This window comes from Achromobacter sp. UMC71 (assembly GCF_014170305.1).
GTDB lineage: Bacteria > Pseudomonadota > Gammaproteobacteria > Burkholderiales > Burkholderiaceae_B > Achromobacter.
Genome location: NZ_LZZT01000054.1, coordinates 32,585 through 49,909, shown reverse-complemented (window position 1 = coordinate 49,909; position 17,325 = coordinate 32,585). Strand labels below are relative to the sequence as shown.

Sequence of the window (17,325 nt, the reverse complement as noted above, 5' to 3'; positions counted from 1 at the left end):
GCGCCCTGGGGCGCCGGCATATTGTCGACAAAACGGGGTTCAGAGCGGATCAAGCGGATAGATGGGCCGCCGCACGTGCTTGAAATCCAGTTGGCCATAATCGGACGTGGTGACGCCCACTCCGGTGCATTCGATGACCTCGGTGGCCATGTCGGAGAAGCCGGCGCGCCAGTGCACTCGGCTTTTCAGCACCACGTAGCGCTTTTGCAGCGGATCGATGCCGGCCGACAGCAGGCAGTTGATGTCGAAGGGTTCCTGGTGGCGCGACACCACCACGATTTCGACCCGGCCGGTATCGATCACCACGGTCAGGCCGGTGTCGTTGCGCACGCCGCGGTACATCGGGCCGCGGTTCAGGTAGACGCCGTCGAATACCAGCTTGACCCGGCCGGTGACGGTCAGCGGTTCGCTGGGCTGCTTGATGGCGGGCATGGCCAGTTTGCCGCCCAGCGCCAGCGTGACCGTGCTGCCCACGCCGGCCGCCGCCGCCTCGCGGGCCGCCTGCGGATCGCAGATGGCGTAGAACACGACGTTGTCCAGTTCCTGGCGCAGCACCTCGGCCAGCACCGCGGTGGTGTCCATGGTGCCGCCGGAGCCAGTGTTGTCGAAATGATCGAGCAACACGACCGGACCTTGTTCGATGGTTTTGGCGCGCGCAATGGTGGGGGCCAGCGGTTCGGGGTGGAACACCCACTTGGCGCGGTCGTTCCAGGCGCGGTCCAGCAGTTCGTCGCGATATTGCTCGGCCTGGGCCAGGTTGCCGTCTGTACAGACCACGGCGCTCAGGCCGGCTTCGCGGATGTCGGCATGCGGAAACCCGACGAACACCGAGGCCGCCAGCACACCGCCGGCTTCCAGCTGCTTGCAGCGTTCCTGCAGCGATTTGTTGGGCTCGGCATGGGTGCCCTGGCACATGACGTGCGGCAGCATGGGCTTGCTGGCCCAGGCCATGACCGGCTTGATCTCGCCTTTCAGGGTGCGCACGATCACGTTGGCGGCCCGCACGCCCGCGGCGCGGATGTCCACGTGCGGATAGGTGTGAAAGCCGCTGATGACGGTGGCGTGGTCGACGATGTCGGCGTAGATATTGGCGTGCATGTCCAGCGTCACGGCGACCGGCGTCTTGGGATCGATCTCGCGCAGCCGGCGCAGCAGGTCGCCCTCGGCGTCTTCGACGCCTTCGGCCACCATGGCGCCGTGCAGGTCCAGCAGAATGGCGTCGAAGCCGCCTTGCTTGACCTGGTCCAGCACCAGCTTGCAGAGCGCTTCGTGGATCTCGGCGCTGGCCGGCCCGCTGGGCCAGGACTCGGCGGCCACCGGCACCACGATCTCGGCGCCGGCGCGGCGGGCGACCTCGATGTAGCCGCCCAGGCCGCTGTCGGTGTTTTCGTAGGCCCGGATGGCGCGCTCGCCTTCCAGGATCTCAGGGGCGCCGCGGAAAAAGCGCGACAGCGGAGTAGGCACGGGCGAAAAGGTATTCGTCTCGTGCTTGATCATTGCCAGAAGCCAACGCATGGGGAGTCCTGTGGGTTGCCGAAGGGGAAAGACCGAAGAGGGCAGACCGGCGCAACCGCCGGTCCGGAAAATCAGGCGGCGCCGGGCGGCTGCGGCCACGGATGTTGCGCGGGGCGCATGCGCTCCCAGGCGCGGGCCACGCGCAGCACGCCCAGGTCGTCAAAGCGCGCGCCGGCGATCTGCAGGCCGATGGGCAGGCCGGCCCGGGTATAGCCGCAATTGACGGACGCGGCCGGCTGCTCGCTCATGTTGTAGGGCAGCGTGTAGCCGATATGGTGCATGGTGGTGGCCACGTCGTTGGTGGGCGCGGCCCATTCGGCGTTGTAGGCTACCACCGGCGCTACCGGCGACAGCACGTAGTCGTAGGGCGCGCAGGCCGCCACGGTCTTGGCGCGCACGTTCAGCGTTTCGTAGTAGCTGCGGAACACGGCCTCGCCGGATTGGCCGCCACCGCTTTCCGCCCAGGTCCGGATGAACGGCAGGATCCTGGCGCGGCGGGCATCGGGCAGGGCGCCCAGGTCGATGGCCGAGCGGGTGCGCCAGAAGCGGTCGACGCCGTCCAGCATGTCGGGCGTCATCCAGGGGTTCATGGGCGTGACGATGGCGCCGGCGGCTTCGAACAGGCGTGCGGCCGCCTCGACGGCCTCGCGGATTTCAGGGTCCAGCGGCAGGCCGCAGCCGGCGTCCAGCTGCAGGCCGATGCGCAGGCCGCGCACGTCCTGGGTGAGGTTGAGCCAATCGAAGTCCTGGAAGGGCAGGCTCATGTGGTCGCGCGCGTCGGGCTGCGACAGCACGCCCATCATCAGCGCGGCATCGGTGATGGTGCGGGTCATGGGGCCGGCGCAGCGGCCCATGAAAGGCGGGTCGATGGGAATGCGCCCCAGGCTGGGCTTGAGCGTGGCGATGCCGCACCAGGCGGCCGGCAGGCGCACCGAGCCGCCGATGTCGGTGCCGATGTGCAGCGGGCCGTAGCCGGCTGCCGCCGCCGCGCCCGCGCCGGCGCTGGAGCCGCCCGGGTTCTTGGTGACATCCCACGGATTGCGCGTCAGCGCATGGAAGCTGGACAGCCCCGAAGACAGCATGCCGTAGTCGGGCATGGTGGTCTTGCCCAGCACCACGGCGCCGGCCTCGCGCATGCGGGCAGCGGGCGGGGCATCGGCGAGGGCGGGCGTGAGATCCGTGGCCGCGGTGCCCAGCGGCACCGGCACGCCGCGGGTGGCGATGTTTTCCTTGATGGTGGCGGGCACGCCGTCCAGCGTATAGCCGCCGCAGACCTGCGGCGTGCCTTTCATCCAGCGCGCTTCCGAAGCGCGGGCCTGCGTCAGCGCCTGTTCCGGATCCAGCGCGTAGGTGGCGCGGATGTGAGGTTCCCAGCGTTCGATGTGCTCCAGCACGGAGCGGGTCGCCTCGACAGGCGACAGCGTCTTGTCGCGGTAGGCCGAGAGCAGTTCCTGGGCCGAAAGTTCATGCGGTTGCGGCATAGCGGGTTCCAGTGTTGAAAGCGCGTCAGGCGGCGGGGTGCGACTGGCCAGCCGCCACGGGCCGGAAATTGCGGAAGTCCCAGTCGCGCCCGGGCGCCGCGTCGATCAGGGCGCGGGTGTATTCGTGGCGAGGGTCGGTCAGCACGGTTTCGGCGGTGCCGGTCTCGACGACCTTGCCGCGCTGCATGACCATGATGGTGTCGCAGATCTGCGCGGCCACGCGCAGGTCATGGGTAATGAACAGCACGCCCACGCCGGTACGTTGGCGCACTTGTTCCAGCAGTTCCAGCACCTGGGCCTGCACCGAGACGTCAAGCGCCGACACGGCCTCGTCGGCCACCAGGATTTCAGGGTCCATGACCAGGGCGCGCGCGATGCAGATGCGCTGGCGCTGGCCGCCCGAGAACTGGTGCGGGTAGCGCCGCATGGCGTCGGGGCTCAAGCCCACCACGGTCAGGGTTTCGCCGGCGCGCTTGAGGGCCTGGTCGCGCGGCACGCCGAAATTGAGCAGGCCTTCGATGATCGATTCCCCGACGGTGCGGCGCGGGTTCAGTGACCGGTAGGGATCCTGGAACACGATCTGGATGCGGCGGCGCACCGGCCGCAGGGCAGCGCCGGACAAGGTGCTGAGGTCTTCGCCACCCATCATCATGTGGCCGGCGGTGGGCTCGATCAGGCGCACGATGCAGCGGGCCACCGTGGACTTGCCGGAGCCGGATTCGCCCACGATGCCCAGGATTTCGCCTTTGCGCAGCGTCAGGTTGACGTCGGTGGCGGCGATCACGTTCTGCGGCGCGCGCCGCGAGAGCAGCGCGCGTTTGCCGCCGTAGGTGCGGCCCAGGCCCTTGACGTGCAGCACCGGCTGGCCGACGGGCGCCTCGCGCCGCGACGGCACCAGGCTGGGCACCGACGACACCAGGCGCCGCGTGTAGGACTGCTTGGGCTCGGCCAGGATCTCGTGGCGCGTGCCGCTTTCGATCAGGTCGCCGCGGTTCATCACGACGATGCGGTCCGCGATCTCGGCCACCACGCCGAAGTCGTGCGTGATGAAGAGCACGGCGGTCTTGTGCTTGATCTGCAGTTCCTTGATCAGCAGCAGGATCTGCTTTTGCGTGGTGACATCCAGCGCCGTGGTGGGTTCGTCCGCGATCAGCAGCTTGGGTTCGAGGATCAGCGCCATCGCGATCACGATGCGCTGGCGCTGGCCGCCGGACAATTGGTGCGGATAGGCGTCGAAAATACGCTCGACGTCGGGCAGGTGCACCGACCGGAACATGTCCAGCACCTTGGCGCGGCGTTCGGCGGCTGACATCCGGCGATGCAGCCGCAGCACTTCATCGACCTGCTTGCCCACCGTATGCACGGGGTTCAGAGCGGTCATGGGTTCCTGGAACACCATCGCCATGCGGGTGGCGCGCATTTCGCGCAGGCGCCGCGGTGTGGCGGTGGCGACGTCTTCGCCCTCGACGCGCACCGAGCCCGCGCTGATGCCCAGCACGCCCGGGGGCAGCAAGCCCATGACGGCCAGCGAGGTGACTGATTTGCCTGAGCCGGATTCGCCGACCACGCAGACGGTTTCGCCGGCGTGCACGTCCAGGCTCAGATTGCGCACGACGCGGTTGCCGGCGCCGGCGACTTCCACCGACAGGTTGCGGATGGCCAGGATGGCGGACGACGTATCGCCCGCCGGGGGAGTGGGAGAGTAGGTCATCGGCATCAGATCCTGCGCACCATTTTCGGGTCCAGCGCGTCACGCAGCGCGTCGCCCAGGATGTTGACGCTGAGCACGGTCAGCGACAGGAACAAGCCCGGGAACAGGATCAGGCCGGGCAGCATGCGGAAGTACATGCGGCCTTCGGACATGATGTTGCCCCACGACGCGATCTCGGGCGGGATGCCCGCGCCCAGGAAGCTCAGGATGGCTTCGGTCAGCATGGCCGAAGCGAACACGTAGGTGCCCTGCACGGTCAGGGGCGCCACGGTGCTGGGCACCATATGGCGCCACAGCAGCAGCGGCAGCGGCGTGCCCAGCGCCAGCGCAGCCTCGACATAGGGCTCGCCGCGTACCGTCAGGATCTGGCCGCGCACCAGCCGCACCACCCGCGGGATCTCGGGGATGGTGATGGCGATCAGCACGGTCATGAGGCTGGCGCCGGTGGCCGATACCAGGGCGATCGCCAGCAGGATGCCGGGGATGGCCATGATGGCGTCCATGGTGCGCATGATGAAGCCGTCCAGCGAGCGGAACCAGCCGGCGATGACGCCGATGACCAGCCCGATGGCCACGCTGACGACGGCCGCGCCCAGGCCCGCGATGAGCGAGATGCGGGCGCCGTATGCCACCCGCGACCAGACGTCGCGGCCAAAGGCGTCGGTGCCGAAGAGGTAGTCGGTGAAGGGCTGTTTCAGGCGGGCGCCCGGGTTGATCTGCGTCGGGTCGACCGTGCCCAGCAGGGGGGCGAACAGGGCGACCGCGACAATGACGGCCAGTACCACCAGGGCCAGCATCACGGGCCAGCTCTTGAGGCCCTGGCGGATCTGGCGCCAGGCGGTGACGTGGGGATTGCCGCCTCCGGGGAGGTCGGCGGCCGCCTGCACGGCGGCGTCGGTTGGCGTTTGCATGGCGTGGCCTCAGTATCGGATACGGGGGTCGAACACCGTGTAGGCGCAATCGACAACCAGATTGATGAACACGTAGACGAACGCGAAGAACAGCGTCAGGCCCTGGATGACAGGGTAGTCACGCGCCAGCACGGCTTCGACCACCAGCCGGCCCAGGCCGGGGATGTTGAAGACCGATTCGGTCACGACCACGCCGCTGATCAGGAGCGCGATGCCCAGGCCCACTACGGTGGCGATGGGCACGGCGGCGTTGCGCAGGGCGTGGCCCAGCAGCACGCCGGTTTCGGTCAGGCCCTTGGAACGCGCGGTGCGGATGAAGTCTTCGCCCATGACTTCGATGACGCTGGTGCGGGTAATGCGCGCGATTAGCGCGATGTACACGGTGGACAGCGCCAGCGACGGCAGGATCAGCCGGTGCAGGAATGGCCAGAAGCCATTGGCCAGCGGCGCGTAGCCCTGGACGTTGAACCAGCCCAGCTTGATGGCGAAGGTCCAGATCAGCAGGTAGCCGGTGACGAACACCGGCACCGAAAAGCCCAGCACCGAAAAGCCCATGACGGCGCGGTCCAGCAACCGGCCCTGGCGCCAGGCTGCCAGCACGCCCAGCGGAATGGCGACGATCAGAGTGAAGACCAGCGTCAGCACTGCCAGGCTGAGCGAAGGCTCCAGCCGTTGGCTGATCAGACGCGTGACCGGAACGCCGGACATCAGCGAGGTGCCCAGGTCGCCCTGCAGCAGTCTGCCGCTCCAGATGAAGAATTGCTGGACCACCGGCTTGTCCAGGCCCATCGTCTGGCGTATCAGTTCGACACGTTCAGGCGTGGCGCCGTCGCCGGCCATGATGATGGCCGGATCGCCCGAGCCCGCACGCAATATCGCAAAGACCACCACCGCGACCATCACCAGAACGGGGATGGTCGCGAGGAGCCGGCGTGAAACGAATGCCAGCATGTCATTCCCCCAAAATCAGGGCCTGCCTGGCGGCAGGCCCGGGCTGCCACCCCTTCAAGGGGCTTTTTTCACATTCCAGAACGCGAACACCGGCGCATGCACCAGGCCGGACAGCTTGGCCGAGTACACGGTAGGAACGGACATCTGGCCCAGCGGCACGTACAGGCCTTCGTCGATGCCGATGCGCTGCAGTTCATCGGCGATCTTCTTTTGCTCTGCGGGGTCGGAGGTCAGCGCGAACTTGGTGCGCAGTTCCTCGACTTGGGGGAAGTCGGGCCAGCCAAACCAGGCGTTGTCGCCGTTGGCCGCGGCCGGGGCCGAGCGCACCGGATCCATGACGTCGGTGGCGTACCAGTTGGTGTTGTGGATGTTCCAGCCGCCTTCAGCCGGCGCGGCCTTCGAGGCGCGGCGGGTGGCCACGCTCTGCCAGTCCATCGCCGCCAGGTTGACATTGAAACCGGCCTTGCGCAGGGCCTGGGCCATCACCACGGGCTGGGCCGACAGCGTGCCCACGTCGGTGGCGTGCATCACCAGGATGGGGGTGTTGTCGTAGCCGGCTTCTTTCAGCAGCGCACGGGCCTTCTCGATGTTCGAGGGCACGACCACTTCCTTGCCGATATCCGATTCCAGCGGCGTGCCGCAGCCCCACAGCGAGGCGCAGGTCCGCCAGTACTTGGGATTGCCCACCAGCGCCTTCATCACATCTTCCTGGCCGATGGCGTACATGGCGGCCTGACGGATCTTCTTGTTGTTGAAGGGCGGGTACTTGAAGTTGAAGCGGTACATCGTGAAGTAGCCGACCGGGCTGAGCGATTCTTCCTTCAGGTCCTTGTTGCCTTCGATCATGGGCAGCAGGTCGTAGGGGAATTGCTCGACAAAGTCGATCTCGCCGCCCAGGAGCGCGTTGGCGGTGGTCAGGGCGTCGGGCATAACATCCCATTCGACCTTGTCCACGTTCACGACCTTGCCGCCGGCCAGCCCGCTGGCGGGCTCCTTGCGCGGCACGTAGTCGGTGTTCTTGGCGTAGACGGTCTTCACGCCGGGCTTGAATTCGATGACCTTGAACGGACCCGAACCGGTCATGTCGGTGATCGGCTGGCCGATGGCGAGGTCGGCGATGCGCTTGGGCATCATGAACGGCGCCGTGCCGGTGGGCTTGGACAGGGCGCGCAGCGCCAGGTCCGTGGGTTCCTTCATGACGATGCGAAAGCTCTTGTCGTCGATGACTTCGATCTTGTCGGTGAACTTGAGCAGCGTGCGGCCCATGCCGTCGCCGGCGGCCCAGCGCTTGATCGAGGCGACGCAGTCCTCGGCCGTCACGGGCTTGCCATCATGCCATTTCTGGCCCGGGCGCAGCGTCATGGTGTAGGTCTTGCCGTCGGCCGAGACATCCCATTTTTCCAGCATCTGAGGCTGGATCTTGTTGTCGGCGTCGGTGGCCAGCAACGTGTCGTAGATCATGTAGCCGTGCCACGTCGTGATGTACGCGGTGGTGGCGTGCGGATCGGTCAGGCGCAACGGCGAGTGCATCACCGACTTGATGACGGTCTCGGCGTAGGCGCCGTGGGCCATCAGCAGGGTGGCGCCGGCCAAGGCGGCCGCGCGGACGAATTTGAGCATGAAAATCCCCTTGATGCGTAGTGAGCGGCGCTGTGCCGCTACGTCGTTAACGCGCCGTGCCAGGGCACGGCGTGCGAGGGTCAGGCTGAAGCGGGACCGGCGAAGACCGGGCCGCAAGGCGCCATTCTGATGCCCGGACGCAACCGTGTCCATGGTTGTTTAGCCGCATCCATCAGCATCGAGCCCGGCGCGGCGCAGACCAGGATCGTGTGGGCGATGGGCGTGAAATCGGCGCGGAAATGCGCCGAGCTCTTCACGGCCAGAATGGCGGCGCGGCGCGGATCGACGCCGGCAAAGCGGAACATCTCCTGGTCGGCCATTTGCACCTTGCTGGAGGCCACTACGATGCGCACGCCGCCGATGCGCAGGCAGGCGCTGGGGCCCAGGTCCATGTGGAATCCACGGTAGAACGCGCCATGCGTATCGAAACGCCCATCCGAAGTTTTCTCTACGATGAACTCGGCGTCCAGCGGTTCGTCATCAGGAATACCCGAATGTCCACCCAATGAAATTCGGACCGTCTTACCGACACCGGCGCGATGCGCGGCCAGTGCCGCCGCCGGATCGACGATCAGGCCGATGGCGGCGTCGCGGACGTTGTGGCGGATCAGTGCGCGCAGCAGGCCGGTGGTGTCGGAGCTGCCGCCGGCGCCCGGGTTGTCTTGCGCGTCGGCGATGACGACAGGCGCGCTGGCGTCCTGCGCCAACCGCAAGGCGGTGGCAACGGCATCGTCCGGGGTGTACAGCGTGCCGCCGAAGTCGCGTTCGGCGTCCAGCACCGCGCGGGCCAGCGTATCGACGGCCGCGTCCGCCTCGGCTTGCGTCGCGCCATAGGCCCAGACCGCCGGCAGGCAGTCGGGAAAATCGGCCGCCGGAAAGCCGGTGGCGAACGACACGCTCTGCGCGCCGCGCGTTTCGATCTCGCCCACCAGCTGGTACAGGCTGCGGGACGGTTCGATGTCGGTGGACTGCCAGCACAGCGGGATCAGGTAGGGCAGCTGGCGCAGCGCGACGTGACTGCGCGGCGCACCCGCCAGGCGCCGCGCCAGCAAGGCGGCTGCGCGTTGGCCGGTTTCGGCCATGTCGATGTGCGGGTAGGTGCGATAGCAGACCAGCGCATCCGCGTGCTGCACCATGGCCCGCGTGACGTTGGCGTGCAGATCCAGGCTGGCCACGATGGGCACGTCGGGCCCGACCAGCGCGCGCACGCGCCTGAGCAGTTCGCCTTCGCCGTCGTCCAGATGCTCGGTGACCATCGCGCCGTGCAGGTCCAGGTAGACGCCGTCCAGCGGCAGGGCCAGCGACAGCCCCTGCAGGATCAGCGCGCTGATGCGCTCGAACGCATCCTCGGTGACCAGGCCGGAAGGGCTGGCCGCGGCCCAGGTGGCGGGCAGCAAGGTGTGGCCGCCCATGGCCTCGATGAAGCCGGCCACCGGAATGTTGGCGCCGGCTACCGCCTGGAACATGGCCGGGCCCGTAACCAGCTTGGGCCAGCCGCCGCCTTTGTCGGCAAAGTCTTCCCACGTCGCGCGCGACGGCGCGAACGTATTGGTTTCATGCTGAAAGCCGCCTATCCCGATGCGCATCAGGATTCCCCTTGTCATGTCTTTCGGCAAGCCCCGGCCGCCGCGGCCGGGGCGGTGTTGTCGCGCGTCGCGGAACTACTTGGCCACGGGCATGGTGAACTCCGCGCCCTTGGCGATGCTGTCCGGCCAGCGCTGCATCACGCTCTTGTAGCGCGAGTAGAAGCGGATGCCTTCTTCGCCGTAGGCGTGGTGATCGCCGAACAGCGAGCGCTTCCAGCCGCCGAACGAATGCCAGGCCATGGGCACCGGGATCGGCACGTTGATGCCGACCATGCCGACCTTGATCTGGCGGGCGAAGGCGCGCGCCACGCCGCCGTCGGACGTGAAGCAGGCCACGCCGTTGCCGAATTCGTGGGCGTTGATCAGCTCCACCGCCGAGGCGAAGTCGGGCACGCGCACGATGCACAGCACCGGTCCGAAGATTTCCTCGCGGTAGATGTTCATGGCCGGCTTGACGTTGTCGAACAGCGTGCCGCCCAGGAAGAAGCCCTTTTCGTTGCCGGGCACCTTCAGGCCGCGGCCGTCGACCAGCAGGTCGGCGCCGGCGGCGATGCCGTCCTCGATGTAGCCGATGACCTTGTTGCGGTGCTGGGCGGTGACCAGCGGGCCCATTTCGGCGTCGCCGTTCATGCCGTCCTTGACCACCAGGGCCTTGACGCGCGGGATCAGGCGCTCGACCACCTTGTCGGCTACGTCGCCCACCGCCACCGCCACCGAGATGGCCATGCAGCGTTCGCCGGCCGAGCCGTAGGCCGCGCCCATCAGCGCATCGGTGACCTGATCCAGGTCGGCGTCGGGCATGACGACCAGATGGTTCTTGGCGCCGCCCAGCGCTTGCACGCGCTTGCCGCGGCGGGTGCCTTCGGCGTAGATGTATTCGGCGATGGGGGTCGAGCCGACGAAGGACAGGGCCTCGACATCGGGGTGCGCGATCAGCGCGTCCACGGCCTGCTTGTCGCCATGCACCACGTTGAAGACGCCGGGGGGCAGGCCTGCTTCGGTCAGCAGTTCGGCCAGGCGCAGCGAGGCCGACGGATCGCGCTCGGAAGGCTTGAGCACGAAGGTATTGCCGCAGGCGATGGCAACCGGGAACATCCAGCACGGCACCATCATGGGGAAGTTGAACGGCGTGATGCCGGCCACCACGCCCAGCGCCTGGCGCATGCTCCAGTTGTCGATGCCGCCGCCGATCTGGTCGGAATACTGGCCTTTGAGCAGCTGCGGGATGCCGCAGGCGAATTCCACGATCTCGATGCCGCGCATGACTTCGCCCTTGGCATCCGAAAAGACCTTGCCGTGTTCGCGCGTGATCAGCTCGGCCAATTCGTCCTGGTGCTTGTCCAGCAGGGCCTTGAAATTGAACAGCACGCGCGAACGTTTGAGCGCCGGCGTTTCGGACCAGGCGGGGAAGGCGGCCTTGGCCGACGCCACGGCCAGCGCCACTTCGTCGGGTGACGCCAGCGGCACGGAGGTGGTGACGTCGCCGGTGGCCGGGTTGAAGCCGTCGGCGTAGCGGTTGCTGCGGCCTTCGTAGTGCTGGCCGTTGATGAAATGCGGAATCTTCTTCATGGGAAAGGCTCGGGACGGGGTCTTTGAAAATGGCGGAGGGCGGCCCAGGGCCGCCCGCTAGTTTGTTTCAAGGCGCGCGGCGCAGGACGCCGCGGCCGGGGCAAGCCCGGCCCCTTCGGAGGCGGCACGCGTGCGGCGCGTGCGCGGTGTCGGGGCCGGCGGGGATCATGCGACTTCTTTGAGCACTTTGCCGATCTGCTCGAAGATCTGGCCGATCTGGGCCTCGTCGATGATCAGCGGGGGCGAGACGGCGATGATGTCGCCGGTGTAGCGCACCATCAGGCCGCTGTCGAAGCATTTCTGGAACACTTCCGCGGCGCGCGCGCCGGGAGCGCCGGCGCGGGGTGCCAGTTCGATGCCGGACACCAGGCCCAGGTTGCGCACGTCGATGACGTGCGGCGCGCCCTTCAGGCTGTGCGCGGCCTGTTCGAACGCGCCGGACAGCTTACGGGCGCGGCTGAACAGGTCTTCGCGGCGGTAGATGTCCAGCGTGGCCAGGATGGCGGCGGCGGCCAGCGGGTGGGCCGAATAGGTGTAGCCATGGAAGAACTCGATGCCGCCGGCCGGGCCGTTGACAATGGCGTCGTGCACTTCGCGGCGCACGGCGACGGCGCCGGCGGGCACGGCGGCATTGCTGACGCCCTTGGCCATGGCGATCAGGTCGGGCGTGACGCCGAAGAATTCGGACGCGGTGGCGGCGCCCAGGCGGCCGTAGGCGGTGATGACCTCGTCAAAAATCAGCAGGATGCCGTGCTTGGAGGTAATTTCGCGCAGCTTTTCCAGGTAGCCCTTGGGCGGAATCAGCACGCCGGTGGAGCCGGCCATGGGCTCGACGATCACGGCGGCGATGGTGGACGCATCGTGCAGCGCAATGATGCGTTCCAGTTCGTCGGCCAGTTGGGCGCCCCAGGCGGGCTGGCCCTTGGAATAGGCGTTCTGCTCCAGGTTGTGCGTATGGGGCAAGTGGTCCACGGCGGGCAGCAGCGCGCCGGAGAAGGTCTTGCGGTTGGTCGAGATGCCGCCGACCGAGATGCCGCCAAAGCCCACGCCGTGATAGCCGCGCTCGCGGCCGATCAGGCGGGTGCGCTGCCCTTCGCCGCGGGCGCGGTGATAGGCCAGCGCGATCTTCAGGGACGTATCGACGGACTCGGAACCGGAGTTGGTGAAGAAAACCCGGTCCAGGCCCTGCGGCATGAAGCTGGCCACCGCGGTGGCGGCTTCGAAGGCCAGCGGATGGCCCAGCTGGAAGCCCGGGGCGTAGTCCATGATGCCGGCCTGGCGGGAAATCGCGTCGACGATTTCCTGGCGGCCGTGGCCCGCGTTCACGCACCACAGTCCGGCGGTGCCGTCCAGGATCTGGCGGCCGTCGGCCGAGGTGTAGTACATGCCTTTCGCTGCCGCCAGCATGCGGGGATGCGCCTTGAACTGTTTGTTGGCGGTAAAGGGCATCCAGAGGTGGGACAGGTCGGGCAACTCGGCGGGGGCGTTCATGGCGGCTCCAGGGGGTGACAGGCGCCGGATCTACCCAGGTTTCGGACGGGCAGCCAGCGGATGCGATTGATTCTGGTGCGTCCCGCGCGGATTGAAAATATACAATCCACGCAAACCGGGCTAACTGTATAGTTGCTGGCATGACAACTGTACAGATAACTGCTTCGCCGTGATCGACTTCCAACCCGTGCGCGCCCGTGGCCAAGCGCCAACGCTGGTGGATCAACTGGTGGCGGCCATCCTGCGCGGCATCGAGGTGCAGGTGCTACGTCCGGGTATGCCCCTACCCTCGGTGCGCGAGTTCGCGCGCCAGCACGACGTCAGCACGTTCACCGTGGCCAGCGCCTACAGCCGCCTGGTGTCGCTGGGCTGGCTGGCCGCCCGGCCCGGCGCGGGTTATCGGGTGGCCCAGCCCGACGCGCCCGCGCGCCGCGGTGAACCCCAATCCTGGGAGCCGCCCCGCTTGAACGCCGGCTGGCTGCTGTCGGACATCTTCGCGGACCATTCCATCCCCATCAAGTCGGGCTGCGGCTGGCTGCCGGGCGAATGGCTCAATGAAGAAGGGTTGCACATGGCGCTGCGCCACATGGGCCGGGTGCCGGCCATGCGCATCGCCCACTACGGCCATCCTTATGGCTATGCGCCGCTACGCGAAACCATTGCCGCCACCCTCAGCGCGCAGGGCATGGAGGTCGAGGTCTCGCAGGTGCTGCTGACGCAGGGCGTGACCCATGGGCTGGACATGGTGATCCGCACGCTGCTGCGGCCGGGCGATACCGTGCTGGTCGAGCAGCCGGCCTATGCCAATCTGCTGCAGCTGCTGCGGCTGGCGGGCCTGCGCGTAGTGCCGGTGGCGCGCACGCTGGACGGCCTGGACTGCGACGCGCTCGAGCGGGCGGCCACGCAGCACCGGCCGCGGGCGCTGTTCATCAATACCGCCTTGCAGAATCCGTCGGGCGCCAGCATCAGCATGGCCAATGCCTTCCGCATTCTGCAACTGGCCGAACGTCACGGGCTCTGGGTGGTGGAAGACGACATCTCGCGCGAGCTGGCGCCGGGGGTCACGCCGATGCTGGCCGCGCTGGATGGCGGACGGCGGGTGGTCTACCTGGGCGGCTATTCCAAGGCCATCAGTCCGTCCGTGCGGGTGGGCTATGTGGTGGCGCATCGTGACCTGACCCGCGATATCGCGCGCACCAAGATGGCGGTGGGCCTGACGTCGCCGGAAATCATGGAACGCATCGTCCACCAGGTCATCCGCGAAGGCCGTTACCGCGCCCACATCGAACGCACGCGCGAGCGCCTGACCCAGGCGCATGCCACCGTGGCCGGGCAGATGGCGCAACATGGTTTCGAGGTCTACGCGCGGCCCCAGGCCGGCCTGTTCCTGTGGGCGAAAGTCGCCGGGCAGTGGCGCGAACGCGGCGCCAACGGCCTGGCCGAACTGGCCTTGAAAGACGGCATCTGGCTGGCGCCCGGGTCGTACTTCGAGGCGGACGAAGCCGATACGCCGTGGGTGCGCTTTAACGTGGCGTATTCCGAAGCGCCCGCGCTGTGGCGCTTCATGCGCAACGCGGGCGCGGCCTAGTGCTGCGTCTGCTTTCTTGCTTCAGGGGAGGCGGTTGCGCGCCCGCGCCATAGCGGGCCTGGCGGCCGGCCCGTGTTCGCGGTCAGGCGCGTTCGTAGGTGACGAAGTCGTAGGCGTAGCCGTTTTCGGCGGCCTGCGGTTCGCGCGCGGTTTCCTTCCACTGGAAACCGGGCAGCAGCGGGAAGAAGGCGTCGCCCTCGACCTCGGCATGGACTTCGGTGGCCAGGATACGGCTGGCTAGCGGCAGCGCCTGCGCATAGATCTGCGCGCCGCCGATGACAAAGGCCTCGGCGCTGTCGCCGCAGGCGGCGATGGCCGCTTCCAGCGTGGGCACGAGCGTGGCGCCGGAGGCGTTGAAGGCCGGGTTGCGGCTGATGACGATATTGCTGCGGCCGGGCAGGGGGCGCCCCAGCGAATCCCAGGTCTTGCGGCCCATGATAATGGGATGCCCCAGCGTGCTGCGCTTGAAATGCGCCAGATCGCCGGGCAGTTTCCAGGGCAGGGCGTTGTCGCGCCCGATGGTGCGGTTGGTGGAATAGGCGACGATCAGGGTCAGGCTGGCGGACATGCGGGCAGGGGCTAGGAAAGGTCGGCCGGCGGGGCCGGCGGGAAGCCCCCAAGCGTAGCAAATTTTGGGGCAGCCCCCTAAAACTCAGCCCGCGGCGTGTTCCAGGAATTCGTTGGCCGGCATCGGCCTGCCGAGCAGGAAGCCTTGCAACGAGTCGCAGCCCAGGCCGGTCAGGAATTTCTGCTGCGCCGCCGTTTCCACGCCTTCTGCCACGATACGCAGGTTCAGTTGCTGGGCCAGCGCGACGATGGCCGAGACGATGGCGGCGTCTTCATTGTCGTTTTCCAGCTGGTTGACGAAGCCGCGGTCGATCTTCAGTTCGGTGGCGGGCAGCCGCTTCAGGTAGAGCAAGCTGGAATAGCCGGTGCCAAAATCGTCGATGGAGATGGTCACGCCCAACCCCGACAGGCGCTTGAGCACGGTCAGGCTGGCTTCGGCGTCGCGCATGGCGGTCGATTCGGTCACTTCGAGCGTCAGGCAGGCGGGCGGCACGTCGTACCGCGCCAGCGCGCTGCGCACGGTTTCGATCAGGCCGGCATGAGCGAACTGCAGCGCCGAGATATTCACGGCGATGGTCCAGTGGCCCTGGCCCGCGTTGATCCACTCGCGCATCTGGCGGCAGGCTTCGTTGATGACCCATTCGCCGATGGACAGGATCAGCCCGGTTTTTTCCGCCGTGGGGATGAACTGGTCCGGGCCCACCAGGCCGCGCGTCGGGTGGTTCCAGCGCAGCAGCGCCTCGGCGCCCATGATGGGGCCGGCCGGGGCCTCGTATTTGGGTTGGTAATGCAGCACGAACTGGTCGCGCTCCTGCGCCAGGCGCAAATCGTGCAGCAGCTCGATCTGTTCGTGGGCATCGGCGTTCATGGACGGCTCGAAGAAGCTGTAGCCCGTGCCGCCCAGGCGCTTGGCGTGGTACATCGCGGCGTCGGCGTTGGTCAGCAGCGCGTGGGTGTCTTCGCCGTCGTTGGGGTAGATGGCGATGCCCACGCTGGAGGTCACCAGCACTTCGTGGCCATACACCATCACGGGCCGCGCGATCGCCTCGATCAGGCGGTCCGCCACGTTGGCCGCGTCGGTCGGCTCCACCACTTCGCTGAGCACGATGAACTCATCGCCACCCAGGCGCGCCACGGTGTCTTGCGTGCGCAGGGTCTGGCGGATGCGCTGGGCCAGGTCGATCAGCAAGGCATCGCCGGTATGGTGGCCGTAGGCGTCGTTGACCGCCTTGAAGCCGTCCAGGTCGAAGAACAGCACCGCGAAATAGCCCTTGCGGCGGCTGGCGCTTTCAATCGCCTGCTCCAGCCGGTCTTCCAGCAGGATGCGGTTGGGCAGCTTGGTCAGCGTGTCGTGCAGCGCCAGTTGCACCAGCTCTTCATTGGCTTCGGCCAGCGACGAGGCCAGGGCCGAGGTGCGCGCTTCCAGGCGGTTGTCCAGCACGGCCACCACCAGGGCGATGGCCAGCACGCTCAAGGTCACGGCGGTCACGGCAATGGCCAGCCAGCCGGCTGAGATGCCGCCGTCGGCCGCCATGCAGATGCTGCCTGCCGGGAAACTGGCGGCTTCCATGCCGGTGTAATGCATGCCGACGATGGCGGCGCCCATGACTACGGCTGCCAAGGGCCGCGACAGCGCCACGCGCGGCCCGTCATGCCGCAGGCGGTAGGTGATCCAGAGCGCGGCGCCCGAGGCGGCCACGGCGATGAGGATGGACAGGGCGAACCAGACCGGGTCGTAGGCAATGCCCGGCGTCATCCGCATGGCGGCCATGCCGATATAGTGCATGGACGCGATACCCGCGCCCATCAGCAGGGCGCCCGCGACCAGCCGGCCCCAGGGCAATTCGTCCTTGCAGACGGTCCACAGGGCGAACGCCGAGCAGCCGATCGCGATCGCCAGCGACAGCACGGTCATCGGCAGGTCGTAGCCCATGGGGATCGGCAGGCTGAACGCCAGCATGCCGACGAAATGCATGGACCAGATGCCGATGCCCATCGCGAGCGCGCCGCCGCCCAGCCAGTAACGCGCCGCCGGCAGTCCGTTCGCAGCCCTGACGCGGTTGGCCATGCCCAGCGCCGTGTATGACGCCAGGATGGCGACCCCTAGGGATACGAGGACGAGCGAAGGGTTATATGTTCCAACGAGCATTTTTGGGGTCCTGTCCTGAGCGCATACAGCCGCCGCGCCGGCCTCAATTCAAATCAATTAGTAGTCAACAGTTGCAAGTGGGCCGCAAGGGGGTCCTGCTGTCGACGCTGGCGATTCACGTACTCTCTTGTCTGGATGGGGGGTGCGGCGCTGCGGTGCAGGCGGCCGGCAAGGCCGGGCGAGGTG

The 17,325-nt window shown here is 67.5% G+C and carries 12 protein-coding genes; 1 reads left to right on the top strand and 11 read right to left on the bottom strand.

Annotation, left to right across the window (positions count from 1 at the left end):
* Window positions 1–39: 39 nt before the first annotated feature.
* From A9974_RS26660 to A9974_RS26620, 9 genes are all read right to left on the bottom strand, one after another.
* Entirely contained in the window at window positions 40–1,515 is a 1,476-nt protein-coding gene (locus tag A9974_RS26660; RefSeq protein WP_183007185.1) for a M81 family metallopeptidase, read from the bottom strand.
* 71 nt (window positions 1,516–1,586) lie between these two features.
* Window positions 1,587–2,996: an amidase gene (locus tag A9974_RS26655; RefSeq protein WP_183007184.1), complete on the bottom strand. Its 1,410-nt coding sequence runs from the start codon at window positions 2,994–2,996 to the stop codon at window positions 1,587–1,589.
* Window positions 2,997–3,021: 25 nt separating this feature from the next.
* Window positions 3,022–4,707 (bottom strand): ABC transporter ATP-binding protein, encoded by a 1,686-nt coding sequence (locus tag A9974_RS26650; protein WP_183007183.1) that lies wholly within the window; start codon window positions 4,705–4,707, stop codon window positions 3,022–3,024.
* Between the two features lie 5 nt (window positions 4,708–4,712).
* Window positions 4,713–5,618 (bottom strand): ABC transporter permease, encoded by a 906-nt coding sequence (locus tag A9974_RS26645; RefSeq protein WP_183007182.1) that lies wholly within the window; start codon window positions 5,616–5,618, stop codon window positions 4,713–4,715.
* A gap of 9 nt (window positions 5,619–5,627) precedes the next feature.
* Complete coding sequence (locus tag A9974_RS26640; RefSeq protein WP_183007181.1) at window positions 5,628–6,569, bottom strand: ABC transporter permease; 942 nt, start codon at window positions 6,567–6,569, stop codon at window positions 5,628–5,630.
* A 54-nt stretch (window positions 6,570–6,623) separates the two neighbouring features.
* Window positions 6,624–8,189 carry an ABC transporter substrate-binding protein gene (locus A9974_RS26635; RefSeq protein WP_183007180.1) on the bottom strand — a complete coding sequence of 522 codons (1,566 nt, stop codon included), beginning with the start codon at window positions 8,187–8,189 and terminating at the stop codon, window positions 6,624–6,626.
* Window positions 8,190–8,269: 80 nt separating this feature from the next.
* On the bottom strand, window positions 8,270–9,775 hold the full coding sequence (locus A9974_RS26630; protein WP_183007179.1) for a M81 family metallopeptidase: 1,506 nt from the start codon (window positions 9,773–9,775) through the stop codon (window positions 8,270–8,272).
* Between the two features lie 75 nt (window positions 9,776–9,850).
* Window positions 9,851–11,344, bottom strand: coding sequence for a CoA-acylating methylmalonate-semialdehyde dehydrogenase (locus tag A9974_RS26625; protein WP_183007178.1), 1,494 nt, complete (start codon window positions 11,342–11,344; stop codon window positions 9,851–9,853).
* 165 nt (window positions 11,345–11,509) lie between these two features.
* Window positions 11,510–12,835 (bottom strand): aspartate aminotransferase family protein, encoded by a 1,326-nt coding sequence (locus A9974_RS26620; RefSeq protein WP_183007177.1) that lies wholly within the window; start codon window positions 12,833–12,835, stop codon window positions 11,510–11,512.
* 169 nt (window positions 12,836–13,004) lie between these two features.
* Between A9974_RS26620 and A9974_RS26615 the strand changes: the two genes are divergently transcribed.
* Window positions 13,005–14,423, top strand: a complete 1,419-nt coding sequence (locus A9974_RS26615) for a PLP-dependent aminotransferase family protein (RefSeq protein WP_183007176.1) — start codon at window positions 13,005–13,007, stop codon at window positions 14,421–14,423.
* A gap of 82 nt (window positions 14,424–14,505) precedes the next feature.
* On the opposite strand, the gene A9974_RS26610 is transcribed toward A9974_RS26615, so the two are convergent.
* Both A9974_RS26610 and A9974_RS26605 read right to left on the bottom strand, forming a co-directional pair.
* Window positions 14,506–14,991 (bottom strand): dihydrofolate reductase, encoded by a 486-nt coding sequence (locus tag A9974_RS26610; protein ID WP_183007175.1) that lies wholly within the window; start codon window positions 14,989–14,991, stop codon window positions 14,506–14,508.
* An 84-nt stretch (window positions 14,992–15,075) separates the two neighbouring features.
* Window positions 15,076–17,139 carry a bifunctional diguanylate cyclase/phosphodiesterase gene (locus tag A9974_RS26605; RefSeq protein WP_183007174.1) on the bottom strand — a complete coding sequence of 688 codons (2,064 nt, stop codon included), beginning with the start codon at window positions 17,137–17,139 and terminating at the stop codon, window positions 15,076–15,078.
* Between the last annotated feature and the right edge of the window lie 186 nt (window positions 17,140–17,325).